Raw genomic sequence first — 24,769 nt, 5'->3', positions numbered from 1 at the left:
TATCTCGAAAAAAACGAAAATTTATCTCGTCGCGCATCAGCAACTGCAATCGATCAGATTGACTTTGATGCTTTAGCTATTGCTACAGGCTTGGCGGGCAATATCGCGATTCCTTTTGTGAAGCAATTAACTGCGATTGTGAAACAAAACAATGAAGATGCTGCGCGTTATGTGCATTGGGGCGCAACCAGTCAAGACATTTTAGACACTGCCTGTATTTTGCAATGTCGTGCTGCAATGACGCATGTTGAAGCTTTAATTCACCAATGTTACCGCACTGCATTGACCCAAGCTGAACAGTATCGCTCACAAGTGATGATTGGACGTACATGGTTGCAGCAAGGGTTGCCGATTACTTTGGGGCATAAATTCGCGCGTTGGGCCTCGGCCTTTCATCGTGATTTAGCCCGTATTGAAGCCATGAAAGCACGTGTTTTTGCTGCGCAATTGGGCGGTGCTGTGGGTTCATTGGCATCTTTGCAGAATCAAGGCACAGCAGTTGTACAAGCATTTTCAGCGCAGTTACAACTTTCTGTTCCAAGCTGTACTTGGCATGGTGAGCGCGACCGTATTGTTGAAGTGGCGAGTGTTCTCGCAATAGTGACAGGTAGTTTGGGCAAAATGGCACGTGACTGGTCATTGATGATGCAAACCGAAATTGCTGAAGTATTTGAGCCAGCAGCGAAAGGGCGCGGTGGTTCATCCACTATGCCACATAAGCGTAATCCTGTTGCTGCGGCATCCGTTTTGGCAGCAGCCAATCGTGTGCCTGTGCTGATGTCGAGTTTGTATCAAAGCATGGTGCAGGAACATGAGCGTAGTCTAGGTGGATGGCATGCAGAATGGTTGGCATTGCCTGAAATTTTCCAACTCTGTGCAGGCGCCTTGGAGCGGACTTTGGAGGTGTTACAAGGCATGCAAGTCAATGCTGAAAATATGCAACGCAATTTGGATTGTACGCAGGGTTTGATCATGGCGGAAGCGGTGATGATGGCTTTGGCACCGCATATGGGACGCTTACAGGCTCATCATTTGGTGGAAGCAGCATGTAAAACAGCGGTTGAAAAAGGTGTTCACTTAAAAGAGGTCATGACTGAACTCGATCCAGTCAAAACCTATTTTAGTGCAGCTCAGATTTCAGAAATTTTTAAACCCGCGTCATATCTTGGCAATATTCAAGACCAGATTGATGCGGTGTTGCAAGAAGCAAAAGGAGAGGCAAAGTGAATATCACGATGACCAATCGTCAAGGCAAGACTTTATCTGTTGCAATCAGTGGGCAAGACCATGCACCTGTGATTGTATTTTCAAACTCATTGGGTACAGATAAAGGCATGTGGCAGCCGCAAGTTGCGGCCTTTGAACAGCAGTTCAAAGTGGTGACTTATGACACGCGTGGTCATGGTCATAGCGATGTGATTGAGCAGACCACTGTACAAAATCTTGCAGAAGATGTGATTGATATTCTGAACGGTTTAAACATTGAAAAAGCGCATTTTTGCGGGATTTCAATGGGCGGCATGACGGCTTTGTGGCTCGGTATTCACCATGCAGATCGTTTTCATAGCATTACCGTGGCGAACTCAGCAGCCAAAATTTGGACTGAAGAAGGTTGGAATGCGCGTGCAGATGCTGTGGCAGCCAATGGCTTAGCGGATTTGGTCGCGACTACGCATACACGCTGGTTTAGTGAGCAGTTTGATTATCAACACGATGCTTTGGCGCAGCGCACCATTCAATCTTTAGCGACTACGCCAGCACTGGGCTATGCAGAATCTTGCCGAGCGCTCGCGCAAGCAGACCTATCTACTCAAATTCAACAGATTCAGATTCCAACTTTAGTGATTGCAGGCTCATTTGACCCTGTCACGACAGTGGCAGATGGCGTCTTTATGCAACAACAGATTCAAAAGAGTGAACTCGCGGTGATTGATGCATCGCATCTTTCCAATATTGAGCAACCTGAGCTGTTTAACCAAACCCTCAGTCAGTTTATTGGATCGCTTCAATAGTTTAAGGATTTTTAAAAGGACTTTCAGCCCAAGGAGGCAGGTATGGCGTCTCAGGAATACGCTACTCAAAAAACGAGTATAGACGCACAAGCACTGATTAATGATGCACCGATTAGCAAATATCAGTGGTTGATCGCAATTGTATGTTTTCTCATTGTTTTTGTTGATGGTATTGATACTGCGGCAATGGGTTTTATTGCTCCAGCCTTGGCACAAGACTGGGGAATAGACCGCTCGCAACTAGGTCCAGTCATGAGTGCGGCTTTAGGCGGCATGATTATTGGTGCTTTGGTGTCTGGTCCAACCGCTGACCGCTTTGGGCGAAAGATTGTTTTAAGTGTTTCGATGCTGATTTTTGGTGGCTTTACTTTAGCATCGGCATATGCAGCTGATTTAAATACCTTGGTGGTCCTGCGCTTTTTAACCGGTATTGGTTTGGGTGCTGCGATGCCGAATGCAACCACACTATTTTCTGAATATTGCCCGCAGCGCTCACGCTCGTTACTCGTGACTTGTATGTTTTGTGGATACAACTTGGGGATGGCGACAGGTGGTTTCATCAGTAGTTGGTTGATCCCAACCTTTGGTTGGTACAGCTTATTTTTACTGGGCGGTTGGTCGCCACTGATCTTGATGATCTTGGTGATTTTCTTCCTGCCAGAATCCTATCGTTTCTTGATTGTGAAAGGCCGTGACCCCGAAAAAGTCCGCAAAATTCTAACGCGTATTGCACCGACGCAAGTACAGGGTGTTACTGAGTTTCATGTACCCGAAGAAAAAACTGAAGGTGCAGAGAAGAAAGGTGTGTTTGGCATGCTGTTCTCTCAGAAATATGTCAAAGGTACGGTTTTATTGTGGCTGACCTATTTCATGGGTCTGGTCATGATTTATCTACTCACCAGTTGGTTACCAACCTTAATGCGTGAAACTGGCGCAACTATGGAACGTGCTGCATTTATCGGTGGTTTATTCCAGTTTGGCGGTGTCCTCAGTGCTTTATTTATTGGCTGGGCAATGGACCGTTTCAATCCGAACCGCATTATTGCAGGCTTCTACTTTGTCGCTGGGATCTTTGCCTTTGCTGTGGGTCAGAGCTTAGCAAATCCAACCTTACTTGCCATTTTAGTGCTTTGCGCTGGTGTTGCAATTAATGGTGCGCAGTCGGCTATGCCAGCGCTGAGTGCTCGTTTTTACCCGACGCAATGCCGTGCAACAGGTGTGGCATGGATGTCTGGAATTGGTCGTTTCGGTGCGGTATTTGGTGCATGGATCGGCGCAGTTTTACTGGGCAATGATTGGTCATTTACCGCCATTTTAAGTCTGTTGTTAATTCCAGCAACAGCAGCAGCAGTCGCTATTTTTGTTAAATCACTGGTCGCACATACCGATGCGACCTAATTGAGGTTTCTCCCATGAATGATGAACAACGTTATGAACAAGGAATCACCGTACGCACTGAAGTGCTGGGTGAAAAGCATGTCGGTCGTTCACTTGAGAACTTGAATGATTTCAATGCCGACTTTCAAAATTTTATTAGCCGTTTTGCGTGGGGCGAAGTCTGGTCTAGACCGGGCATGCCGCGCCACACCCGTAGCTTAGTCACCATTGCCGTGTTATTGGCATTGGGCCGTGAAGATGAACTGCGTATGCATTTACGTGCTTGTTTTAACAATGGTGTGACCAAAGACGATTTAAAAGAGTTGATTTTGCACTGTTCACTGTATGCAGGTTTACCCGCAGCCAATGCAGCTATGCACATGGCAGAAGAAGTTTTTGCAGATTTGGGCATTGCCCCGCAAAAACTGAGCGAACAGCAACTTAGCCAAGAACAAACGAATCAAGAGTAATGGAACAAGATTAAGAGGGACGTCACATGTCGCAACTTATTTTAGGTGCTTATGCACAACGTAATACCGAAGATCATCCGCCAGCATATGCACCCGGCTATAAAACCAGTGTATTACGCTCGCCAAAAAATGCTTTGATTTCGATTGCAGAAACTTTAACTGAAGTGACTTCACCACAGTTTAGTGCGGAGCAGTTTGGACCTAAAGATAACGATTTGATTTTGAACTATGCCAAAGAAGGTTTACCGATTGGCGAGCGCATTATCGTGCATGGCTATGTTCGTGATCAGTTCGGTCGTCCAGTCAAAAATGCTTTGCTCGAAGTGTGGCAAGCCAATGCTTCTGGTCGTTATCGTCATCCAAATGATCAGTTTATTGGTGCGATGGACCCAAACTTTGGCGGCTGTGGTCGCATGATGACCGATGCCAATGGCTATTTTGTATTCCGTACCATTAAGCCGGGTCCGTATCCTTGGCGTAACCGTATTAATGAATGGCGTCCTGCGCATATCCATTTCTCTTTGATTGCTGATGGTTGGGCACAACGTCTTATTTCTCAGTTCTACTTTGAAGGCGATACGCTAATTGATTCGTGTCCAATTATTAAAACCATTCCTTCGGAAGAACAACGTCGTGCGCTGATTGCTTTAGAAGATAAGAGCAACTTCATTGAAGCAGACAGCCGTTGTTATCGCTTTGACATCACTTTACGTGGTCGTCGTGCGACTTATTTCGAAAATGATTTGACTTAATTCAGGGAGAACAACATGAACAATTGGAACTTTCAAGAATTGCATGAAACTCCATCTCAAACAGGTGGACCATATGTACACATTGGTTTGTTACCAAAACAAGCCAACATCGAAGTCTTTGAAAACAACTTCAACAACCAATTGGTGAAAGAAAACACTTTGGGCGAGCGTATTCGCTTGGAAGGTCAAGTGTTTGATGGCTTAGGCTTACCACTACGTGATGTACTGATTGAGATTTGGCAGGCCGATGCGAATGGTGTATACCCAAGTGCTGCAGATAGCCAAGGTAAACAAGCTGATCCAAACTTTCTTGGTTGGGGACGTACGGGTGCAGATTTCGATACAGGTTTCTGGAGCTTCGATACCATCAAACCGGGCGCAGTTCCAGGCCGTAAAGGCAGTATTCAAGCGCCACATATTGCACTGATCATTTTCGCACGCGGTATCAACATTGGCTTGAATACCCGTGTGTATTTTGAAGATGAAGCTGAAGCCAATGCACAAGATCCTGTACTTAAAGGGATTGAATGGGCGCCACGTCGTCAAACCCTCATTGCAAAACGTGAAGAGCGTGATGGTGAAGTGGTGTATCGCTTTGATATTCGTATTCAAGGTGAAGACGAAACGGTCTTTTTAGATATCTAAGTTGATTCAGTTCAGTGCAGAACACTTTGCACTGGCTCGATAGATAAAAGTTTATACGTGGTGATGGTATGACCCATTTCATCCATCCCACGTATGTTTGCGGCTGATGATAAAAGTCAAGCAATAGTTTGAAAATACAAGGAAATGTAATGATGACAATCAAAAAATTAGCAATGCAACTCTGCTTAAGCAGTGCTGTTATCGCAGCAATGCCAGCATTTGCAGCGGAAGTTGCTCCTACGACACAACACTATATGGTGAAAAACCTCAATATTGGTGACTTACCTGTCAAAACTATTGTACCCATTACTGCAAAAACGGCTGAACAAGCACTTGCTCAAGCAAAAGTGATTGCCAGTAATCCAAACGCTGATGTAGCTGAGTTTCGTATCGACTTATTGGAATTTTCTGCCGACACTAAAAAAGTGATTGCACTGGGTCAGCAGCTGAATCAAATTTTAAAAGATAAACCGTTGATTGCGACCATTCGTACCCATAACGAAGGCGGAAAAATGACGGTATCTGACCAAGACTATGAAAAGATTTATCGTGAATACCTGAAAAAACCATTTATGCAATTGCTGGATATCGAAATGTTCCGCGATGCTGGCAGTGTAGCGAAATTAACCAAATTGGCACATGACAAGAAAGTGTTGGTGATCATGTCAAATCATGATTTTGCCAAAACACCTGAGCAACAAGACATTGAAAACCGCCTGCTAAAACAAGATCAGATGGGTGCTGACATTCTAAAAATTGCGGTGATGCCAAAGTCAAAACAAGATGTCTTTACCCTCATGAATGCCACGTTGGCTGTGAGTCAAAAAAGTCAAAAACCACTGCTAACCATGTCGATGGGACAGTTGGGCACGATTTCACGTGTGGCAACTGCCAATATGGGTGGCAGCCTAAGTTTTGGCATGATTGGTGAAGCCTCTGCACCGGGTCAAATTGATGTAACTCAACTCAAACTGTTGCTGAAAACAGTACAACCGACGCCTTAATGCACTGTGTTATTCATCTTCAAGGATAGAAAAGGATTTAAAATATGAAACCATCAACTTTACGTTTGACCACATTGGTTTTGAGTTTAGCGGCATCAGGTTTTGCCAGTGCAGAAACTTATATTGTGGATCGTTATCAGGACGATACTGCAAAAGGTTCACTGCGTTGGGCGATTGAACAATCGAATGCCAATGCGACACAAGAAAATAAAATTCAAATCCAAGCTGTAGGACAAGCACCCTATGTAATTAAACTGAATCAAGCTTTACCGCCAATTAAGTCTTCAGTGAAGATCATTGGGACGCAATGGGACAAAACAGGCGAGTTTATTGCGATTGATGGTTCAAACTATATTAAAGGTGAAGGCGCGAAAGCCTGCCCGGGGGCAAATCCTGAACAGTATGGCACCAATGTCCGTACCACGACTTTACCGGGTTTAGTTCTGCAAGATGTGAATGGCGTGACCTTAAAAGGTCTCGATATTCATCGTTTTTGTATTGGTGTATTGGTGAACCGCTCAAGCAATAACTTGATTCAACATAACCGTATCAGTAATAACTACGGTGGTTCAGGCGTGATGTTGACGGGTGATGACGGTAAGGGTAATCCGACTTCGACCACCACCAATAACAACAAAGTCTTGAACAACGTGTTTGTAGATAATGGCGATGGTCTTGAGCTTACCCGTGGCGCGGCATTTAACCTTGTGGCCAACAATCTATTTACTTCAACCAAAGCCAATCCAGAGCCGTCGCAAGGGATTGAAATCCTGTGGGGTAATGACAATGCGGTGGTGGGGAACAAATTTGAAAACTACTCTGATGGTTTGCAAATTAACTGGGGTAAGCGCAATTACATCGCTTATAACGAACTGACCAATAACTCAATTGGCTTTAACCTCACGGGTGATGGCAACATCTTTGACAGCAATAAAGTTCATGGTAACCGTTTAGGGATTGCTGTACGTTCTGAAAAAGATGCCAATGCACGCACCACCTTAACCAAAAACTCGATTTGGGATAATGGTAAAGACATTAAGCGTTGTGAAGCAGGCGGTTCATGTGTACCCAACCAACGTTTAGGTGCCATTGTATTTGCTGTGCCAGCACTTGAACATGCAGGTTTTGTCGGTTCTCGTGGTGGTGGCGTGGTGATTGAAGCAGCGAAACTGCAAAAAACCTGTACACAGCCAAATGAGCAGGGCTGTAATGCGATGCCAAACCAAAACATCCAAGCACCGCGTTTAATTTATAGCAAAGGTCAAGTCACAGCAGAAGTGCAAGCGCAACCAAATCAACGCTATCAGGTTGAGTTCTTTGCGAATCGTCAAGCGAAGAGTCAAGAAGCAGAGCAGTATTTAGGGACTCAAGTTGTGACGACGAATGCTCAAGGTCAAGGTCAAGCAACGTGGAAAGCATTGAATAGTGCTGCAAGTGTGACGGCGAATGTGACCGACCATTTGGGTGCAACTTCTGAATTGAGTCCAGCCGTTCGCATTAAATAATAAAAACCGCATGGAAAGCTCACCTGAGTTGAGCTTTCCTCACTAAAAAGGATGTTTGGTATGCAACAACGATTATTAAGAATCGGCACACTTTCATTGGCATTATTTGGTTGCCAATTGGCTTCAGCCAATGAATTTTATTCAGCAGACCGTCAATGGTTATTCGGTGATTGGAATGGTGAGCGGAAGCTACTGGAAGATCAAGGCTATAAATTTACAGCTTCGATTATGAGCCAAGCAGCGACCAATTTGGCGGGTGGTTATAACGATGACAGAAGTTTTGACAATGCCGCGCAGCTCACACTGGGTGCTAATTTTGATTTAAATAAAATTGCAGGTTGGGAAAATACCACAGCCGGCTTAATGATTACCAAACGTGATGGTAACGCCCTAACGCTTGAACGAATTAAAGACCCTCGTGCCAGTACCTTGGGCAACAGCCAAGAAATTTATGGTCGTGGCAAAATTTGGCGCTTAACTCAGGCTTGGATCAAAACAGGATTTGACGACAACCGTGTCCAATTCAAAATTGGTCGTATGGGCATGTCTGATGACTTTAACAGCTCGCAATGTGAGTTTCAGAACTTACTTTTGTGTGGTGGGCAGTTAGGTAAGTCCATCGGTTCGATTTGGTATAACTGGCCTGTCAGCTTATGGGGCACCAATGTTAAATACCAATTTGCACCAGACTGGTCACTTGGCGCTGGCGTCTATGAAGTCAACCCAGACAATGTCAAAACAGACTCAGACAGTGATGGCTTTAACCTCGATATGGACAATGTCGAAGGGGCGACCATTCCAGTTGAACTGGCGTGGAAACCAAAACTTGCCACATTTAATGGCTTACCGGGTGAATATAAACTCGGTGCACTGTATTCCACAGCAGAAGCTAAAGATGTGGGTACATCAGGAGAAATCCACGATGGTAAATATAGTTTTTGGTTGAATGCTCAACAACAACTGACTCAACACGGGGCTGATCCGAAGCGCGGTTTATATATCAGTTTCAATGGGGTCATCAATGACCGAGACACGACCGCTGTAGAAAGTACACAACAACTGGCACTTTGGTACAAAGGCCCTTTTGATAGCCGTCCAAATGATTCTATTGGTTTTGGTTTGGCCAACTATGTGGTGAATGACCGTGTGACGGATAAGCAAATCGCCACTAACGAAGGTCGTGGTTATTACAGTTATGACGCGCTTGCCAGCGATTATGTCCCAATTCAACATGACGAACTCAATGTTGAGTTGAACTATACCTATCAGTGGTCACCTGCGGTGATGCTCAGACCCAACCTACAATATATCTATCAACCTTCTGGCGTAAAAGAAGTGGATGATGCTTGGGTGGCGGGTCTTAGCGTCAAGGTGAATTTTTAATCGTATTTAAAGTAAAAGAGTGTTTAAAATGTAAGCAATACTGTTGCTGAGCCAGGGGCTGTTGACACTTCATCTATGCTTGCGACAGCGATTATTTTTTAGATGATACTAGGCGCGAAATACGCAATTTAGTCATTCTAAATAAGTGGTTCGCAACAACGTAGCATCAAAAAATACTCTAGTCCTAAAAGGTTGTGGCTAAAATCTTCACAGACATCGTTATGAAACTTGAAAATAGTCCCACTATTGTCATCGCTCCATGCCTTGCCTGCTCAATTTTAGCCTACAACGCAAGCCATTTATGAAATATCAACAGCCCCTAAACACTCTTTTTTCATTGTTGAAGCAAGTTAATTGTGGATGCTCAAAGTTTGGATGTGGTGTGAATGATGCTCAAAACAAAGTAGCTGAGATCATTTAAAACACAGCATTTGGAGTAAAAAGTATGTCCGAAGCACAATCTCAACCCATATTTAAAATATGGTGCTTTATATTAGGCTTAGCTTTATTGCTGACTGGCTTATTTTATTTAATCGGTGGTGGAAAACTGATTAGTCTAGGTGGTTCATGGTACTTCCTCATAGCAGGTTTATTGACCACCATTTCCGCAATATTTATTTTTAGAAAAAAAGCATTGGGTGTCTGGATCTTTGCACTGGTTTTTCTTGGAACTGTGGTTTGGGCACTGTTTGATGCAGGTTGGGATTTTTGGGCACTGCATTCACGTTTAATGTTCCCTGCGGGTTTATTTGCCGCACTGTGTTTTACCTTACCTGCTATTCGTAAGTACCAATTTCAAATTGCGCCTTCGGCACCCGCTTATGCTTTAGGTGGTTTGACAGTGTTAGGTATGCTCGGTGGTTTATATGGCATGTTTATTCCACATCCTACAGTCAAAGCCAGTGGTGAAGAGCTACCCTTAGTACCTGTAACGGCTCAAACTCAACAAGTGAATTGGTCACATTATGGTAATGATGCCGGTGGGAGTCGTTTTGCTGCGTTGGATCAAATTAACCGAAATAATGTATCTAAGTTAAAGGAAGCATGGCGCTTTCAAACAGGCGATATGACTACAGGTACGGGTAATGGCGCAGAAGACCAGCTCACGCCTTTACAGGTCGGTGATAAAGTCTTTTTATGTACACCGCATAACAATATCATTGCTTTAGATGCGGACACAGGTAAACAAATCTGGAAAGCTGAAGTGAACTCAAAAGCCGATGCTTGGGAGCGTTGCCGTGGTGTGGGTTACTTTGACTCGACTCAAGCCTTGGTACAACCGACTTTAGCAGGTGCAAGTGCGGTGACAGCGGTGGCAAACAGTACCGCATGTCCACGTCGTGTTTATACCAATACACCTGACGGTCGTTTAATTGCAGTCAATGCCGATACAGGCGAACGCTGTAAAGACTTTGGTGTCGATGGAACGGTGAACTTACTGGAGGGTCTAGGTGCGGGCACGCAAGCGCCTCGTTTTGAAGTGACCTCGGCGCCAACCATTGCAGGCACCAGCATCATTGTCGGGAGTCGTATTGCTGACAACTTTGCAGCCGATATGCCGGGTGGTGTGATTCGTGCCTATGACGTGATTACTGGACAGCTACGCTGGGCTTTTGATCCACGTAACCCAAATCCAAACTATGTCCTCAAACCGGGTGAAATCTATAAACGTAGTTCAGCTAACTCTTGGGCGGCAATGTCCTATGACCCACAAATGAACACGGTGTTCTTACCGATGGGCAGTTCGTCAGTCGATGTTTGGGGCGGAAACCGTCAACCTGTCGATCATAAGTACAATTCTTCCGTTTTGGCTTTGGATGCAACCACAGGTCAAGAGAAGTGGGTTTATCAAACCGTTCACAATGACCTCTGGGACTTCGATTTACCCATGCAGCCAAGCTTGGTCGATTTTCCGATGCAAAATGGGCAAACCAAACCTGCTGTTGTCATTGGCACAAAGTCAGGGCAGTTCTTTGTACTCGATCGTGTGACAGGTAAGCCTTTAACCAAAGTCATTGAACAGCCTGTAAAAGCTGCAGATATTCCTGATGAGCAATACAGCGCAACTCAGCCACGTTCAGTTGAAATGCCACAGATTGGCAATCAAACTTTGACTGAATCGGACATGTGGGGCGCAACGCCATTTGACCAGTTGATGTGTCGTATTAACTTTAAATCCATGCGTTATGATGGTCTATTTACAGCACCGGGTTCTGATATATCTTTGAGTTTTCCTGGTTCGCTGGGTGGGATGAATTGGGGCAGTATCGCATTTGACCCAACGCATCGTTATATGTTTGTCAACGACATGCGCCTAGGTCTGTGGATTCAGCTGATTAAACAAACGCCTGAAGATTTAAAACTTGAAGCCAGTGGTGGAGAGAAGGTCAACACAGGTATGGGCGCAGTGCCAATGAAAGGTACACCGTATAAAGTGAATAAAAACCGCTTTATGTCGGTATTGGGCATTCCATGCCAAAAACCACCTTTCGGAACCATGACGGCGATTGATATGAAAACCCGTCAAGTGGCTTGGCAGGTGCCTTTAGGTACGGTTGAAGATACTGGTCCAATGGGTATTAAAATGGGCTTAAAAGCGCCGATTGGTATGCCAACTATTGGTGGCCCAATGGCGACTCAAGGTGGTTTAGTGTTCTTTGCTGCAACACAAGACTTCTACTTACGTGCTTTCAATTCATCTAATGGTGAAGAGTTATGGAAAGCGCGTTTACCCGTAGGTAGCCAAGGTACACCGATGAGCTACATTTCTCCAAAAACAGGCAAACAATATGTAGTCATTTCCGCAGGTGGGGCACGTCAGTCGCCTGATCATGGTGATTATGTGGTTGCGTATAGCTTAGCCGATTAAAACGTTTTATTGTATGGGAAGCCTGTCGAGATGATAGGCTTCCCATTTTTATGGTAATAACAAGCAAGGAAATATTGTGCGATTAACTTATTTGATGCCTGCGCCTTTTAAACAAGCCTTATTGACTGCGGTTATTTTACAATCTATGCATGCTTATGCAGAAACGACAGAATATCAACTTCCTGTGATCACTGTCCAAGCGGTACATACCGATAGCGAGTTGTTATCGACTTCTGCATCCATTCAAAAAGTCCAAGCAGCTACAGTACAAAACAATGCCAATGTGAACCTATCCGAAGTCTTACAAGGGGTTGCAGGCTTACAAATTAATAACCGTGAAAACTATGCACAAGACTTACAGATTTCGATGCGTGGCTTTGGCGCTCGTTCGACTTTTGGCGTGCGTGGCATTCGGATGTATGTCGATGGTATTCCTGCGACCATGCCTGATGGTCAAGGGCAAAGTTCCAATATTGACCTCAATAGTTTAGATCACATCGAAGTACTGACAGGGCCATTTTCATCTTTATATGGTAACTCATCAGGGGGAACCATTTTAGCTGAGAGCAAAGAAGGACAAGGGAAAGACTCAATTCAAGTAGGACTCAATGCAGGCAGCCACCATAAGCAACAAGCCAATATCCAATTACAAGGGGGTTCTGAACAGGCCAATCAACCCGCTTATGTGATTAGTTCTTCTTATTTTGATACCGATGGTTTTCGAGACCATAGTGCAGCACAAAAAGTATTGAATAATGCCAAACTGACGTGGAACTTAGAGGATGGCAGTAAAATCAACTGGGTAATGAACCGTGTCGATATTGATGCTGACGATCCACAAGGCCTTAGTCGTGAGCAGTGGAAAGCTAATCCGAAACAAGTGAATGACAGCAACAATATCTATAATGTGCGTAAAGAAATTGAACAAACCCAAACAGGACTGACCTGGACTAAGCCGCTGAATGATCAACAAGAGCTATATAGCATGTTCTATTTGGGCAACCGACAAGTCGTACAATATCAGTCGATTCCAAAGGGGCCACAAGCCAATGCTCGCCATGCAGGTGGCGTGATTGATTTTGATCGGGATTATTATGGTGCGGACTTCCGTTGGACGGGTAAAGCGCTTTTACCGAATACAACCTTGGTTGCAGGCGTGGCTTTAGACCGGATGGTCGAAGATCGTAAAGGCTATAATAATTATAATCATGCAGGTACATTTGGCGTGAAAGGTGATTTACGCCGTAATGAAAATAATACCCTGTGGAATTTAGATCCATATGTACAAGCCTCATGGCAGTTCTTACCCAAGTGGCATCTTGATACAGGCTTACGCTATAGCAATGTGCATTATGAGTCAGATGATCATTACATCATTGATAAAAATGGTGATGACAGTGGCTCAACGGATTATCAGAAATTATTGCCTTCTGTGGCTTTAGGCTGGGAAATTTTACCTGAACTTTATGCCTATGCCAGTTATGGCAAAGGCTTTGAAACGCCAACCTTTACCGAAATGGCTTATAACACTGATCCTACGAAATCGGGTATGAATTTTGCCTTAAAAGCAGCAAGTAGTGATAACTATGAGCTGGGTCTAAAGTCGCAGAATCCATTCGGGCTCCTCACTTTTGCTGTTTTCCAGACAGATACAGAAAACGATATAGTGACAGCGGGAACACGTGATGGTCGTGCGACTTTTCGTAATGCAGATCAAACCACGCGACAAGGTTTAGAGCTTTCATGGCAACAAACGATTTGGAAAAAGCTCAACATTCAATCTAGTTTCAGTTATATCGATGCTGAATTTGATAGTCATACAGCAGAAATAGCGAATCCAAATAATCCAACTACTCCATATGCAAAAGCAATTGATAAAGGAAATAAGATTCCTGGAATTGCCAAAAATCAAGTGTTTACTCGTATTGCATGGCAACCTGAACAGGGTTTCCAAGCAGGCTTAGAAGCACGCTATATGGATAAAATTTATGTCGATGATATCAACTCAGATACTGCGCCAAGTTATACCGTCCTGGCTGCAAATGTCGGCTATTTATGGGTAAACCGTGACTGGAAAGTAAACAGCTATGCCCGAGTCGATAACCTGTTTGACCGTAACTATGTTGGCTCAGTGATTGTGAACGACAGCAATAGTCGCTTCTTTGAACCTGCCGATGGTCGAAACTTTAGCGTTGGCATGAGTGTAACCAAAGCCTTCTAATTGAAATGGTTTGGCTAGGCAAATAGTGCTGCTTAGCCAAACCAGATGAATCGCGCCATACGACTGCAAAAGACGCTTTTGTATGGGCGCTTAATCTATTTATGAATTGCTTTGATATTCCTGAATCACTTCCAGTGCAGCACGGAACGCCTCTTGAGTCGCAGGTGCGCCGCAATAAGGCAAACTGTGCAAAAGGACTTCTTGAATTTCTTCAACCGTTGCACCGTTATTCAACGCACCACGAACATGGCCTTTCAGTTCCGTTGGACTCTTTTGTGCCGTCAAAAATGCAATGGTAATTAAAGAGCGATATTTACGTGGTAAAACACCTTCACGTTGCCATGTTGAGCCCCAAGCATGTTCATTAATCCAGTCCTGCAAAGGTTGGGTGAAAGGTACAGTATTGTCTTGAGCACGTTTAACAAAAGATTCGCCCATGACTTCTGTGCGAACTTTTAAACCATTTTCATAATCTTGTTGTGACATGGGAACCTCTGAATGTGGAATACAAATATAGTAGCCGAGCAGCTTGGTTTTTCATCAGCTATTTGGGTTAAAAAGATGTGCGCGGGAGTCATCATTCAATATATTTGGGAGTATAGAAATACTCTTGATCAAGGTAATGATGGTTTTTATGTCTGATTTAAAGGCTATAAAGAAGCCTTTTCTAACTGAAAATCTTTTTGATTGAGCCCAATAACAAAGCAGCCGAAGCTGCTTTGAATGATGCTGTTTTGTACTTAAGCGGCTTTAAAGTCATTGATGATAAGTTTTAATCCAGTCGCTTTCTGGATTTGTTCTAGGCTCACATCGCTTGCCAGTTCAACCAGTTTCATACCTTCAGCAGTGATATCCATCACGCCTAAGTCAGTAATGATACGGCTGACGACAGCTTTACCCGTGAGTGGTAGGGTACATTGAGGCACAATTTTTGGCGTGCCATCTTTGGCACAGTGTTCCATGAGCACCACAACTTTTTGTACACCAGAAACCAAGTCCATTGCACCGCCCATGCCTTTGACTTTTTTACCCGGAATCATCCAGTTTGCCAAGTCACCTGTTTCAGAGACTTCCATTGCACCTAAAATAGCAATATTGACATGTCCACCCCGAATCATGGCAAAAGATTCTGAGCTTGAGAAAAATGCAGCCCCTTTACGTGCGGTGACGGTCTGTTTTCCTGCATTAATCAAGTCTGCATCGACTGCATCACGGGTTGGAAATTCATCAATGCCGAGTAAGCCATTTTCTGACTGTAACCAAACATTGATCCCTTCTGGCAGATAATTGGCCACTAAAGTCGGTAAGCCAATACCTAAGTTGACATAAAAACCATCTTCGAGTTCAAGGGCAGCACGCTGCGCCATTTCATTACGTGTCCAAGCCATGATTAAGCTTCCTCTGCTTTAATGGTCAGTTGTTCGATCTGCTTTGTAGGGGTGGCGTTCAGTACCACACGGTTAATGTAGATACCCGGTAAATGGATGTCATCTGGATCGATTTCACCAATTTCAACCACCTGTTCTACTTCGGCAATGGTGAATCTGCCTGCCATGGCACAGTCAGGGTTAAAATTACGTGCTGTTTTACGGAATACCAAGTTACCGGCTTTATCGGCTTTGTAGGCTTTCACTAAAGCAACGTCCGCAGTGAGAGACATTTCTAAAATATGCGGACGACCATCAAAGTCGCGGACTTCTTTGCCTTCGGCAATGAGGGTGCCTACACCTGTTTGGGTGAAAAATGCAGGAATACCTGCGCCACCTGAACGTAGTTTTTCTGCGAGTGTACCTTGCGGAGTGAGCTCAACTTCAAGTTCACCATTGAGATACTGACGCTCAAACTCTTTGTTTTCACCGACATAAGAGGCAATCATTTTTTTAATTTGTTTGGTTTCTAATAATTTACCTAAACCAAAGCCATCTACACCCGCATTATTTGAAATACAGGTTAAACCTGTAACACCTGTATCTTTTAAGGCATCAATTAATGCTTCTGGAATACCACAGAGGCCGAAACCACCCACAGCAATAGTTTGATTATTGGCAACTACATCAGCCAATGCTTCGGCTGCATTTGCGACGACTTTATTCATCTTTTATTTCCTGATCTTCCTTGCTTGTTATTTTTTTAGCATTGCGCTGCACTTTTTAGAAATTGAATCTTTCTAATGTATAATAAGAAAAACTCATTAATGCAGAATATTTACGAAGAAAAATAAATAAAAGAAGAGTCAAAGCATGTGGTAAAGCCATGCAAATAATCATACGGTTTATTCTGAGCTATCAAGGTTTAGCTTCAGTTTCGTCCAGAGAAGGGGAGAGAACTTAGCTTAGAAATGATGCCAAAGTGTGGTTTCAATAAATTGAGACGACATGTTAGACAGTTCATAATCTTTTTTATAAATAATGCCCACCGCGAGTTGCGCTTGGTTGTCCTCAATTTCAACCAACACATTTTTTTCAAGGTCGATGAATTTTTGGAAATGTCGTGGAATAGCACTGACGCCCATACCATAGGCAACGAAGTGTGAAAGCGAACTGATTTGGTGGCATTCGACTTTTAAATCCAACACCACTTGATGCGCAGCACAATGTTCCTCAATCACATGGCGAATAATCGAGGGGTTTTGTAAGGTCACAAAAGGACAAGAGCAGAGTTCAAGCCATGTCACGCTTTTTTGTTTGGCTAAGACGTGGTGTTTGGGCAAGAGAGCTAAAAAGTCTTCATTGAATATAGGCTGAAAAATCAGTTGGTCATTGGCCTTGGGTTCAAAACAAATACCAATCTCAAAAATGCCTTCTTGAACCTTTTCAATGATTTTTTCATTGGTGATGTCATGGATTGAAAAACTGATGTTAGGATGCTGCTGTGCAAAATCATGCATCACTTCGGGGAGTACCGCATGGGTTGCAAAGGGCATTGAGGCAATATTTAAAGTGCCACGGTTGAGTTTAAAGCGCTGTTTGACATCTTTTTCCATATCCTCCCAGTTGGCCAAGAGCTTTTTGGCATAGGGAATGAGGGACTGACCTTCAAGGGTGATTTCTACCCGACGTGTGTTGCGTTTAAACAGTTTTCCACCGAGTTCTTCTTCTAATGTTTTAATGCTTAAGCTGAGAGCGGATTGGCTCAGACACAGCTCATTGGCTGCATTGGCATAATTAAGCGTACGTGCAAGGACCAAAAAGGCTTTTAATTGTTTGAGTGTCATGAGCTTCCCTGAGCAATGATGCAACACGATGTTGAATGAAAATGAACGTGTTATTCTCAAATGGTTTACATAAAAAATACAACAGACGGTCAAAACAGATCAAGTGATGGAAGTGGATGTCATTTTTATCAAGTCGTCAAAGAAGTATAAGTCGAAGAGCATGATAGTGTGTAAAAATATGTTTTAACTGAATGAAAAATATAAAAAATAGTCATTTCGTGCGATTGTGAAATTTTACCTTTAACTTGATGCAATTAGTTTTATCAGTCTTACTAGGGCTTGGATATTAATCAATTTTTCTTCTTACTCAATGATTATTTTCAAACAATGCATGGGTTTATATGCATTATAGTCTGACCCATAAGCTGAAATATTAATGCTCTGATGGATAAATATAGTACATAGATCAGAGTGCAAATAGACATCTCGTCATGAGGGAAATAGACGGTCTATGAATGCGTATTCGGTCTTTCTACACAGGCTGATTGCACTGTGACTCAACTAGATTTGACATCATTCGCCATTAATATCACAGCACATCAAGACATATTTTCTTTAAGGATGGAGTAAAAAATATGTGGGATTTGGGTGTAATTTTATTGTCTCTTGGGCTACTGATGTATACAGCCTACAGGGGTTTTTCTGTCATTCTTATGGCACCAATTTGTGCCTTGTTAGCGGTTTTACTGATTAACCCCGCTAACGTTTTGCCTTTTTATTCAGGCGTATTTATGCCCAAAATGGTTGGGTTTATTAAAGATTATTTCTTGGTGTTTTTACTCGGTGCCATTTTCGGTAAAGTGGTTGAAATGTCAGGGATTGCAGAATCCATTGCCAAAACCATTGTGAACCTGATTGGTTCTAAAAATGCGATGTTAACTGTTGTACTTTTAGGGGCGATTTTAACCTATAGCGGCGTCAGTCTCTTTGTGGTGGTCTTTGCAGTTTATCCATTTGCAAATCAACTCTTTAGACAAGCCAACATTCCAAAGCGTTTGATTCCGGGAACCATTGCCCTTGGTGCATTTACCTTTACCATGGATGCCTTGCCGGGAACTCCGCAAATTCAAAACGTTATTCCGACGACCTTTTTTGGTACAGATATTTATGCAGCGCCTTTTCTTGGTTTGATTGGTGGTGTATTTGTTCTAGCAACGGGCCTGAGCTATTTGGAATGGCGTCGCCGTGTAGCTGCTCGAAATGGCGATGGTTATGCCACAGGTATTGAGCTGACAGAAGCCGAGCAACAACAACTTAAACAAAACTTAGATACAACATCAAATGGTTCTACCGCGCGTCAATGGTTGGCTTTTGTACCTCTTATTTTAGTTGCTGTGACCAATAAGTATTTATCCACTGCAATTAAAGAATGGTATCCAAACGGTTTTGATTTCAATGCCATTGGACTTGCAGCTTACACCGTCGATGTTGCCAAAACTTCTGCCATTTGGGCAGTGGGTTTGGCCTTAATTGTGGGGATCATTGCGGCAATTTCATTTGACTTCCGTCGTGTCTATACGGGCTTTAAAGATGGCGTCAATGCCAGTATTGGCGGGTCTTTACTTGCCGTGATGAATACCGCATCTGAATATGGTTTTGGTGCGATTATTGCGGCCTTACCAGGCTTTGCGATTATTAGTCATGCATTGGGCAATACCTTTACCAATCCACTGGTCAATGGTGCAGTCACCACGACAGTCTTGGCGGGTGTGACAGGTTCAGCCTCTGGCGGTATGAGTATCGCTTTAAGTGCGATGGCGGATCAGTACAATGCTGCGATTCTAGCCATGGGAATTCCACCTGAAGTGATGCATCGTATTGTTGCGATGGCATCTGGCGGTATGGATACCTTACCGCATAATGGCGCCGTGATTACCTTACTTGCAGTGACAGGTTTAACCCATAAACAATCGTATAAAGACATTTTTGCCATCACGATTATTAAAACCATCGCGGTATTTGTTGCTATTGCTGCCTTTACTTGGTTTGGTATTGTTTAAGACTTTGGAATGAAAAAAGAAGACAACGGAGTACATCATGAGTCAACTGTTAAAAGATAAAGTGGCATTTATTACTGGTTCAGCCAGTGGTATTGGACATGAAATTGCAAAGAAATTTGCCAGTGAAGGTGCAAAAGTTGTCATTTCTGATATGAATGCCCAGAAGTGTGCTGAAACTGTGGCGGCACTTCAAAAGCAAGGCTTTGAAGCATTGTCTGCGCCTTGCGATGTGACTGATGAAGAAGCGTATAAAGCTGCGATTGAACTGACTCAGAAAACCTATGGTCGGTTGGACATTCTCATCAATAATGCGGGTTTTCAGCATGTTGCAGTGATTGAAGACTTTCCAACCGCAGTCTATCAAAAGCTGATAAATGTCATGTTGGTGGGGTCGTTCATTGGCATTAAGTACGCATTTCCAATCATGAAAGCACAGCAGTTTGGTCGCGTGATTAATATGGCTTCGATTAATGGATTAATTGGATTTGCTGGCAAGGCTGGCTACAACAGTGCTAAGCATGGTGTAATTGGTTTGACCAAAGTTGCGGCTTTAGAATGCGCGCGAGATGGCATCACCGTAAATGCTCTGTGTCCCGGCTATGTCGATACGCCGTTGGTACGTGGTCAAATTCATGACTTGGCTAAAACCCGAAATGTCAGTGAGCAAAGTGCATTAGAAGATGTGATTTTGGCGATGGTGCCGCAAAAACGCTTACTCAGTGTAGAAGAAATTGCGGATTATGCAATCTTCCTTGCCAGTGATAAGGCGGGTGGTGTAACGGGTCAAGCCGTGGTGATGGATGGTGGTTATACCGCGCAATAACTTAGCTCAGCACACGTTTAAAAATTGAAAGCCTCGGATGTTCGCATCTGAGGCTTTCTTATAGAGAGAGGTTTTGCAGAAAGACCTAGGTTTAAATAAGTGGTGAGCTTGGTGAATGACTCGGTAAATATAGAGTTATAGACTGAAGATTTTCAAATCCTTTCTCTTTTTCTGATTTATAGTTCAAAGTTTTACTTAACAAGGATGAAGGGTTTAATGTAGATCAATTAAATCAAGAGATTAAGGATAAAATGGATGCATAACGACGATACAAATGAGCCCCAGAAATCACAAAATCAATAGGTACAGAAAACTCTCAACACGGTATTCATTTGCTGATTCGGTATAAAAAACTAAATTTTAATAAAAATAATCAGTTTTAAATCAATAAAAAAGATGGTTTTTATTTTTATCTCATTGAATGGATTATTCTTTTACTAAAGAGCGTTGCAACTTACAGCTTCTGCCACACTTGATTTTCATCATCAAAAGACACCGTAAAATTAAAACGAGAATCTGCCGTTACCAAGTAGCCTGTAGGTGTTTTCATGAGAACTTTGAGCACAGTGCCTTCTTCAAAGTTGATGGGTGGAAAGTCTTCTTTTGTCAGTGTGAGTGGTTTGATCAGTTCAAGTACTAGGGTTTCCATGTCATAGATCCAATAGTTTTTAATGAAAAGATAGTAGCATGAAGTCATTTTAAAATGTGCAAACTTCATTCTTTTATACATAAAATCAATAAGTAATCGTATGGTTGTCAGATAAATGCCGTCATTGCACTCGCTTTAAATCCTAAGCAATTTTTCAGTTTGAAACCCAAAAGTTATAAGCAATAAAATATTATTTTAAATCTGAGGCAAAGTCCGTTCCTATTTTTATAAGTTATTGAAATAATTTATTTTGATTGTGAAGTGACTGATCAAGTCCGAAAATAATGTCCTGAGCTCTTGTGAAGGGGCATACAAATCAAATAACGTATAACCCAATAAGGATAAGTAAAGTGTACAAACTTGCTGTAATGCGATTGTACTAAATTAAGAAATAAGGATTAGTATGCACGGATTGCATACCTGAAACATAAAAGGGATATATATCGTTCATGTTTAAGTCATTTTTCCCAAACCCTAGATGGTTCTTCATTTCGGTATTACTTTGGTCGGTGATCAATGTCGTACTGTGGTACACAGGGGGAAATACATGGGGAAGCGCCATAGGTTGGCCGCAAGGATATGCAATGGCTGAATTAGCTATTGGGGTAAGCCGTTTTTGGTCTCCGTCTTTTCTGTGGTTCTATCTCTGGTTTTTTATAGCAACAACACTCTTTGCCTTATTTTGGCGTTTTGTCTCAGACAATAAATGGCAACGCTGGTCGATTTGGGGTTCCGCATTTATTCTGTTTAACATCTGGTTTGGTGTACAGGTCAGTGTTGTTGTAAATGCTTGGTATAACCCTTTTTATGACTTGATCCAAGAAATGTTGAGTAATGGGGGCGGTGATGTGAACCAACTTTATAAAGGTATTTTAACTTTTATTTATGTTGCGATGGTTTACGTTACATTTGCTGTTATAAATTTATTTTTTGTGAGCCATTATGTGTTCCGTTGGCGCACTGCGATGAATGACTATTACACTTCAAATTGGAATAAGTTAAGGCACATTGAAGGGGCATCGCAACGTATTCAAGAAGATACCATGCGCTTTGCAAGAACTTTAGAAGGTTTAGGGGTCAGCTTGATTGAAGCGTTAATGACGTTGATTGCCTTTTTGCCAGTGTTGTTTAGTCTGTCGAGCCATGTAAAGGCAATTCCAATTGTGGGGGCTATTCCATATGCTTTGGTTTGGGCTGCTATAAGTTGGGCTTTATTAGGAACACTCATTTTAGTGTTGGTTGGTTATAAATTACCTGGTTTGGAATTTAATAACCAAAAAGTCGAAGCAGCCTATCGTAAAGAGTTGGTGTATGGAGAAGACCATGCAGACCGTGCTCAACCTGCCACGCTGAAACAATTATTCAGTGGTGTACGTAAAAACTATTTCCGACTGTATTTTCATTATGCATATTTTAATTTAGTACGAATATGGTATATGCAGTTAGATAATATTTATGGACTATTTGTTCTTTTTCCAAGTATTGCAGCAGGGCTAGTGACTTTAGGCTTACTCACACAGATATTGAATGTTTTTGGCAAAGTTAGGGAGTCATTTCAGTATTTGATTGCATCATGGCCAACCATTATCGAACTGCTCTCAATTTATAAGCGTCTAAAAGCTTTTGAATCGACTTTGGATGACTAAATATTTTTGATGTATCTCACCTGCCTTTCACGGCAGGTTTTTTTATGTGTTCAAACATCATTTTGTCTGTAACTTTTGTTGTGTGGTTCAAACTAAATTAATGAAATGTTGTTGAGGTTGTCATAAAACAAAGCAGAATGATGTGTGTGTCAAGCTAAAATAAATAATAAAAACAGTTATTTAAGTTTGTTATTTTATGTGCTTTCCGCTAATGTTTTTTATGCGGGTGTTTAAGAGTAAAGTCGTAGTGAATTATAAAATTTTATGTGTATTTGGTGTTTTGGGGAGTGTGTTGCAGGGCTGTACCAGTCTGGGAAATATAGCACAAACAGCTTTTACAAATATTGCATCACCACAAGAACTAATCGTAGAACGAAAAATTAATGATACCGATAAAAACAGCAAAGAATACGTGTATCACACGGTAGGCGTAAAAAATGAAAAAGATATCGAAGCACTATATCCACGGAGCATGTTCAGTCAGTATTGCCAAGCACATGGTGGCCGTTTTAGTCAGACACAAAAAAGTAGTTTTAGCTTAGTGAAAGATCCGTGGGCGAAAAAATTACTTCGCACTTATAATAGTTTAAAACAGGGCACGGGTGCTTTTCGTTGCCAGCTCAATAATGGCGAACAGTGGCTGGTGAGTATTGAGGCATTGTCTGAACGCAAACTGCCTAACTCAAGTGATACTCGTGTAGTGAATCTACAAAGCAAAGTATTGACTGAGTCAGCACCACGAAGTATGACCCCTATTACGCCAAGCAAAAAAACGGTGACGAAGGCACCTGCGATCAAGGCAGAGGTGAAGAAAGAGGAAGAAAGCAAAAAAGAAGTAGAGCCTAAAAAAGAAAATAAAGAGGAAGTACCACCTAAGGCTGTCAAAGCTGTAGAAACACCACAGCAGCAACAGGCCAAACTGTATGTGTCTGCACGCCGTGATATTAACAGCGGACGCAACCAAGTCGCTGCCTGTAACAGTGCACAACGCGCATATAACTATGGTCGTTTGCCGGGGTCGGATGCCTCAAATGTCTATACCGAATCGGGCATATTAGTTGCACGTTGTTTAACGGGTATTCCAAGTTATAGCAGTCGTTTTTCCAACCCTAAAGGGCAGGCAAAATATGTTTTGCAGAACTTAGCCAAAAATCATAATCACACAGGTGCTAAAAATATGCTCAAGCAAATGAAGTAAGATTTTCGGCTGTTTGCGACTCAACTTCATGTGAGCACCTCAACCAAAGGAAATACATCATGAGTAATGTCCAAACACCAGCCACATATTTTACTGCGCCTTTGCTGGATCAGACCATGCAAGAAATAGACGTTGATATTTCAGCTCAGCCTTATTTTTACAACAATGGCGGAGCACCTGAGTATTTAGCCGATGTATCAGATGCTATTGAGCTGATCCAAGCATCCTCAACTAACGCCCATATGAGTATGGGGCATGTTTATGATGTACCCAAAGAAATAGCGACGATCCAAACCCATTGGGGAGAGCAGACTCAGTTAGCATTCGCGGGAAACTCTTTTGAGTTTATGCCACTCAAAGCCACGCCTGAAACAGCTGCCGCCTTTGGTATGACTTTGGTGAAAGCTGGACAGGCGATAAAGGTGCAGGCTACGCAGAAAAAGTTGTCTCAAATTAAATATCAATATGGCATGTTGGCGGGTCATTTTTTTCCTTATGACCCAACTCAAATCAATCTCGCTGCGAAAACCTTATATCCCTTTGTCGTCACAGACTTAGAGCATCATGACTTTCCGCATGTATTTGCTTCGACCGATCCAAATCAATTGCCGTTGGTGATCTCAGCAGGACGATATTTTCCAAAAGACCAAAAAATTTACTTGGCTGATTTATGGGTAGAATATGGCGACGCACTTTATATTCCTGAAATGCCGAAGCAAGTCGCTCCTGAATTTATCGATTTACACAATAATCGTAATGCTGCTTTAGCGTGTTGGAAGGGCGAAAGTAGTCAATCTACGATTCAAATGCATACTTTGCTTGACCCCAACGGTTATTTTTATTGGTTTTGGAATGGCTGTCCGACCATACACCCACAGCTCACTGCATTTGAAACTACTGAGCTAAATAGAGAAATTGCTTGAGTTGAGCTTTATTTTTTCCTTGAACTACACGGTAATTTTACAGTTCCATAACAGGCTGATAGACGGGCTTTGTGATAC

Annotated in this window: 20 protein-coding genes and 1 pseudogene; 16 read left to right on the top strand and 5 right to left on the bottom strand. The window is 42.7% G+C overall.

Translation table 11 applies throughout. The features are described from left to right. Positions 1 to 45: 45 nt before the first annotated feature. The 11 genes and pseudogenes from JZ787_RS03255 to JZ787_RS03205 all read left to right on the top strand — a co-directional run. Positions 46 to 1,227, top strand: a pseudogene (locus tag JZ787_RS03255) (adenylosuccinate lyase family protein); the annotation flags it as partial. A gap of 8 nt (positions 1,228 to 1,235) precedes the next feature. Then, positions 1,236 to 2,012, top strand: a complete 777-nt coding sequence (gene pcaD, locus JZ787_RS03250; protein ID WP_346311688.1) for a 3-oxoadipate enol-lactonase — start codon at positions 1,236 to 1,238, stop codon at positions 2,010 to 2,012. Positions 2,013 to 2,054: 42 nt separating this feature from the next. Then, a complete protein-coding gene (locus JZ787_RS03245; protein WP_346311640.1) occupies positions 2,055 to 3,410 on the top strand; it encodes an MFS transporter in 1,356 nt (451 codons plus the stop codon). A 14-nt stretch (positions 3,411 to 3,424) separates the two neighbouring features. After that, entirely contained in the window at positions 3,425 to 3,859 is a 435-nt protein-coding gene (gene pcaC / locus JZ787_RS03240; RefSeq protein WP_004981395.1) for a 4-carboxymuconolactone decarboxylase, read from the top strand. A 26-nt stretch (positions 3,860 to 3,885) separates the two neighbouring features. Beyond that, the gene (gene pcaH, locus JZ787_RS03235) at positions 3,886 to 4,611 is read left to right on the top strand and encodes a protocatechuate 3,4-dioxygenase subunit beta (protein WP_171533287.1); all 726 of its coding nucleotides are present in this window, start codon (positions 3,886 to 3,888) and stop codon (positions 4,609 to 4,611) included. Between the two features lie 15 nt (positions 4,612 to 4,626). Continuing rightward, positions 4,627 to 5,256 (top strand): protocatechuate 3,4-dioxygenase subunit alpha, encoded by a 630-nt coding sequence (gene pcaG / locus JZ787_RS03230; RefSeq protein ID WP_346311639.1) that lies wholly within the window; start codon positions 4,627 to 4,629, stop codon positions 5,254 to 5,256. 149 nt (positions 5,257 to 5,405) lie between these two features. Further along, a complete protein-coding gene (gene aroD / locus JZ787_RS03225) occupies positions 5,406 to 6,260 on the top strand; it encodes a type I 3-dehydroquinate dehydratase (protein WP_346311638.1) in 855 nt (284 codons plus the stop codon). 44 nt (positions 6,261 to 6,304) lie between these two features. Continuing rightward, positions 6,305 to 7,765, top strand: a complete 1,461-nt coding sequence (locus JZ787_RS03220) for a NosD domain-containing protein (RefSeq protein WP_346311637.1) — start codon at positions 6,305 to 6,307, stop codon at positions 7,763 to 7,765. 60 nt (positions 7,766 to 7,825) lie between these two features. Further along, positions 7,826 to 9,148, top strand: coding sequence for a carbohydrate porin (locus tag JZ787_RS03215; RefSeq protein ID WP_346311636.1), 1,323 nt, complete (start codon positions 7,826 to 7,828; stop codon positions 9,146 to 9,148). Positions 9,149 to 9,593: 445 nt separating this feature from the next. Next, the gene (locus JZ787_RS03210; RefSeq protein WP_346311635.1) at positions 9,594 to 12,017 is read left to right on the top strand and encodes a glucose/quinate/shikimate family membrane-bound PQQ-dependent dehydrogenase; all 2,424 of its coding nucleotides are present in this window, start codon (positions 9,594 to 9,596) and stop codon (positions 12,015 to 12,017) included. Between the two features lie 94 nt (positions 12,018 to 12,111). Then, the gene (locus JZ787_RS03205; protein ID WP_346311687.1) at positions 12,112 to 14,238 is read left to right on the top strand and encodes a TonB-dependent receptor; all 2,127 of its coding nucleotides are present in this window, start codon (positions 12,112 to 12,114) and stop codon (positions 14,236 to 14,238) included. A 99-nt stretch (positions 14,239 to 14,337) separates the two neighbouring features. Here JZ787_RS03205 and JZ787_RS03200 read toward each other — a convergent pair whose 3' ends face one another. From JZ787_RS03200 to JZ787_RS03185, 4 genes are all read right to left on the bottom strand, one after another. Next, entirely contained in the window at positions 14,338 to 14,724 is a 387-nt protein-coding gene (locus JZ787_RS03200; protein WP_004981378.1) for a carboxymuconolactone decarboxylase family protein, read from the bottom strand. Positions 14,725 to 14,978: 254 nt separating this feature from the next. Next, positions 14,979 to 15,626, bottom strand: a complete 648-nt coding sequence (locus JZ787_RS03195) for a CoA transferase subunit B (protein ID WP_346311634.1) — start codon at positions 15,624 to 15,626, stop codon at positions 14,979 to 14,981. A 2-nt stretch (positions 15,627 to 15,628) separates the two neighbouring features. Beyond that, positions 15,629 to 16,333, bottom strand: coding sequence for a CoA transferase subunit A (locus JZ787_RS03190; protein ID WP_346311633.1), 705 nt, complete (start codon positions 16,331 to 16,333; stop codon positions 15,629 to 15,631). A gap of 237 nt (positions 16,334 to 16,570) precedes the next feature. Further along, on the bottom strand, positions 16,571 to 17,452 hold the full coding sequence (locus JZ787_RS03185) for a LysR family transcriptional regulator (protein ID WP_218288130.1): 882 nt from the start codon (positions 17,450 to 17,452) through the stop codon (positions 16,571 to 16,573). Between the two features lie 575 nt (positions 17,453 to 18,027). Here JZ787_RS03185 and JZ787_RS03180 point away from each other — a divergent pair. Together JZ787_RS03180 and JZ787_RS03175 are read left to right on the top strand one after the other, a co-directional pair. Beyond that, the gene (locus tag JZ787_RS03180) at positions 18,028 to 19,452 is read left to right on the top strand and encodes a GntP family permease (RefSeq protein ID WP_078426036.1); all 1,425 of its coding nucleotides are present in this window, start codon (positions 18,028 to 18,030) and stop codon (positions 19,450 to 19,452) included. Positions 19,453 to 19,489: 37 nt separating this feature from the next. After that, a complete protein-coding gene (locus JZ787_RS03175) occupies positions 19,490 to 20,275 on the top strand; it encodes a 3-hydroxybutyrate dehydrogenase (protein WP_234962924.1) in 786 nt (261 codons plus the stop codon). Between the two features lie 454 nt (positions 20,276 to 20,729). Here JZ787_RS03175 and JZ787_RS03170 read toward each other — a convergent pair whose 3' ends face one another. Further along, positions 20,730 to 20,924 (bottom strand): hypothetical protein, encoded by a 195-nt coding sequence (locus JZ787_RS03170; RefSeq protein ID WP_004694700.1) that lies wholly within the window; start codon positions 20,922 to 20,924, stop codon positions 20,730 to 20,732. Between the two features lie 449 nt (positions 20,925 to 21,373). Here JZ787_RS03170 and sbmA point away from each other — a divergent pair, with 449 nt between their 5' ends. From sbmA to JZ787_RS03155, 3 genes are all read left to right on the top strand, one after another. Next, entirely contained in the window at positions 21,374 to 22,570 is a 1,197-nt protein-coding gene (gene sbmA, locus JZ787_RS03165; protein ID WP_346311632.1) for a peptide antibiotic transporter SbmA, read from the top strand. A gap of 247 nt (positions 22,571 to 22,817) precedes the next feature. Beyond that, the gene (locus JZ787_RS03160; protein ID WP_346311631.1) at positions 22,818 to 23,768 is read left to right on the top strand and encodes a hypothetical protein; all 951 of its coding nucleotides are present in this window, start codon (positions 22,818 to 22,820) and stop codon (positions 23,766 to 23,768) included. A 59-nt stretch (positions 23,769 to 23,827) separates the two neighbouring features. Continuing rightward, positions 23,828 to 24,691, top strand: a complete 864-nt coding sequence (locus JZ787_RS03155; protein ID WP_346311630.1) for a hypothetical protein — start codon at positions 23,828 to 23,830, stop codon at positions 24,689 to 24,691. The last annotated feature ends 78 nt before the right edge of the window (positions 24,692 to 24,769 follow it).

The organism is Acinetobacter sp. BWR-L5 (genome assembly GCF_039655985.1).
Classification (GTDB): Bacteria; Pseudomonadota; Gammaproteobacteria; order Pseudomonadales; family Moraxellaceae; genus Acinetobacter; species Acinetobacter johnsonii.
This window is presented reverse-complemented; position numbering and strand designations above follow the sequence as displayed.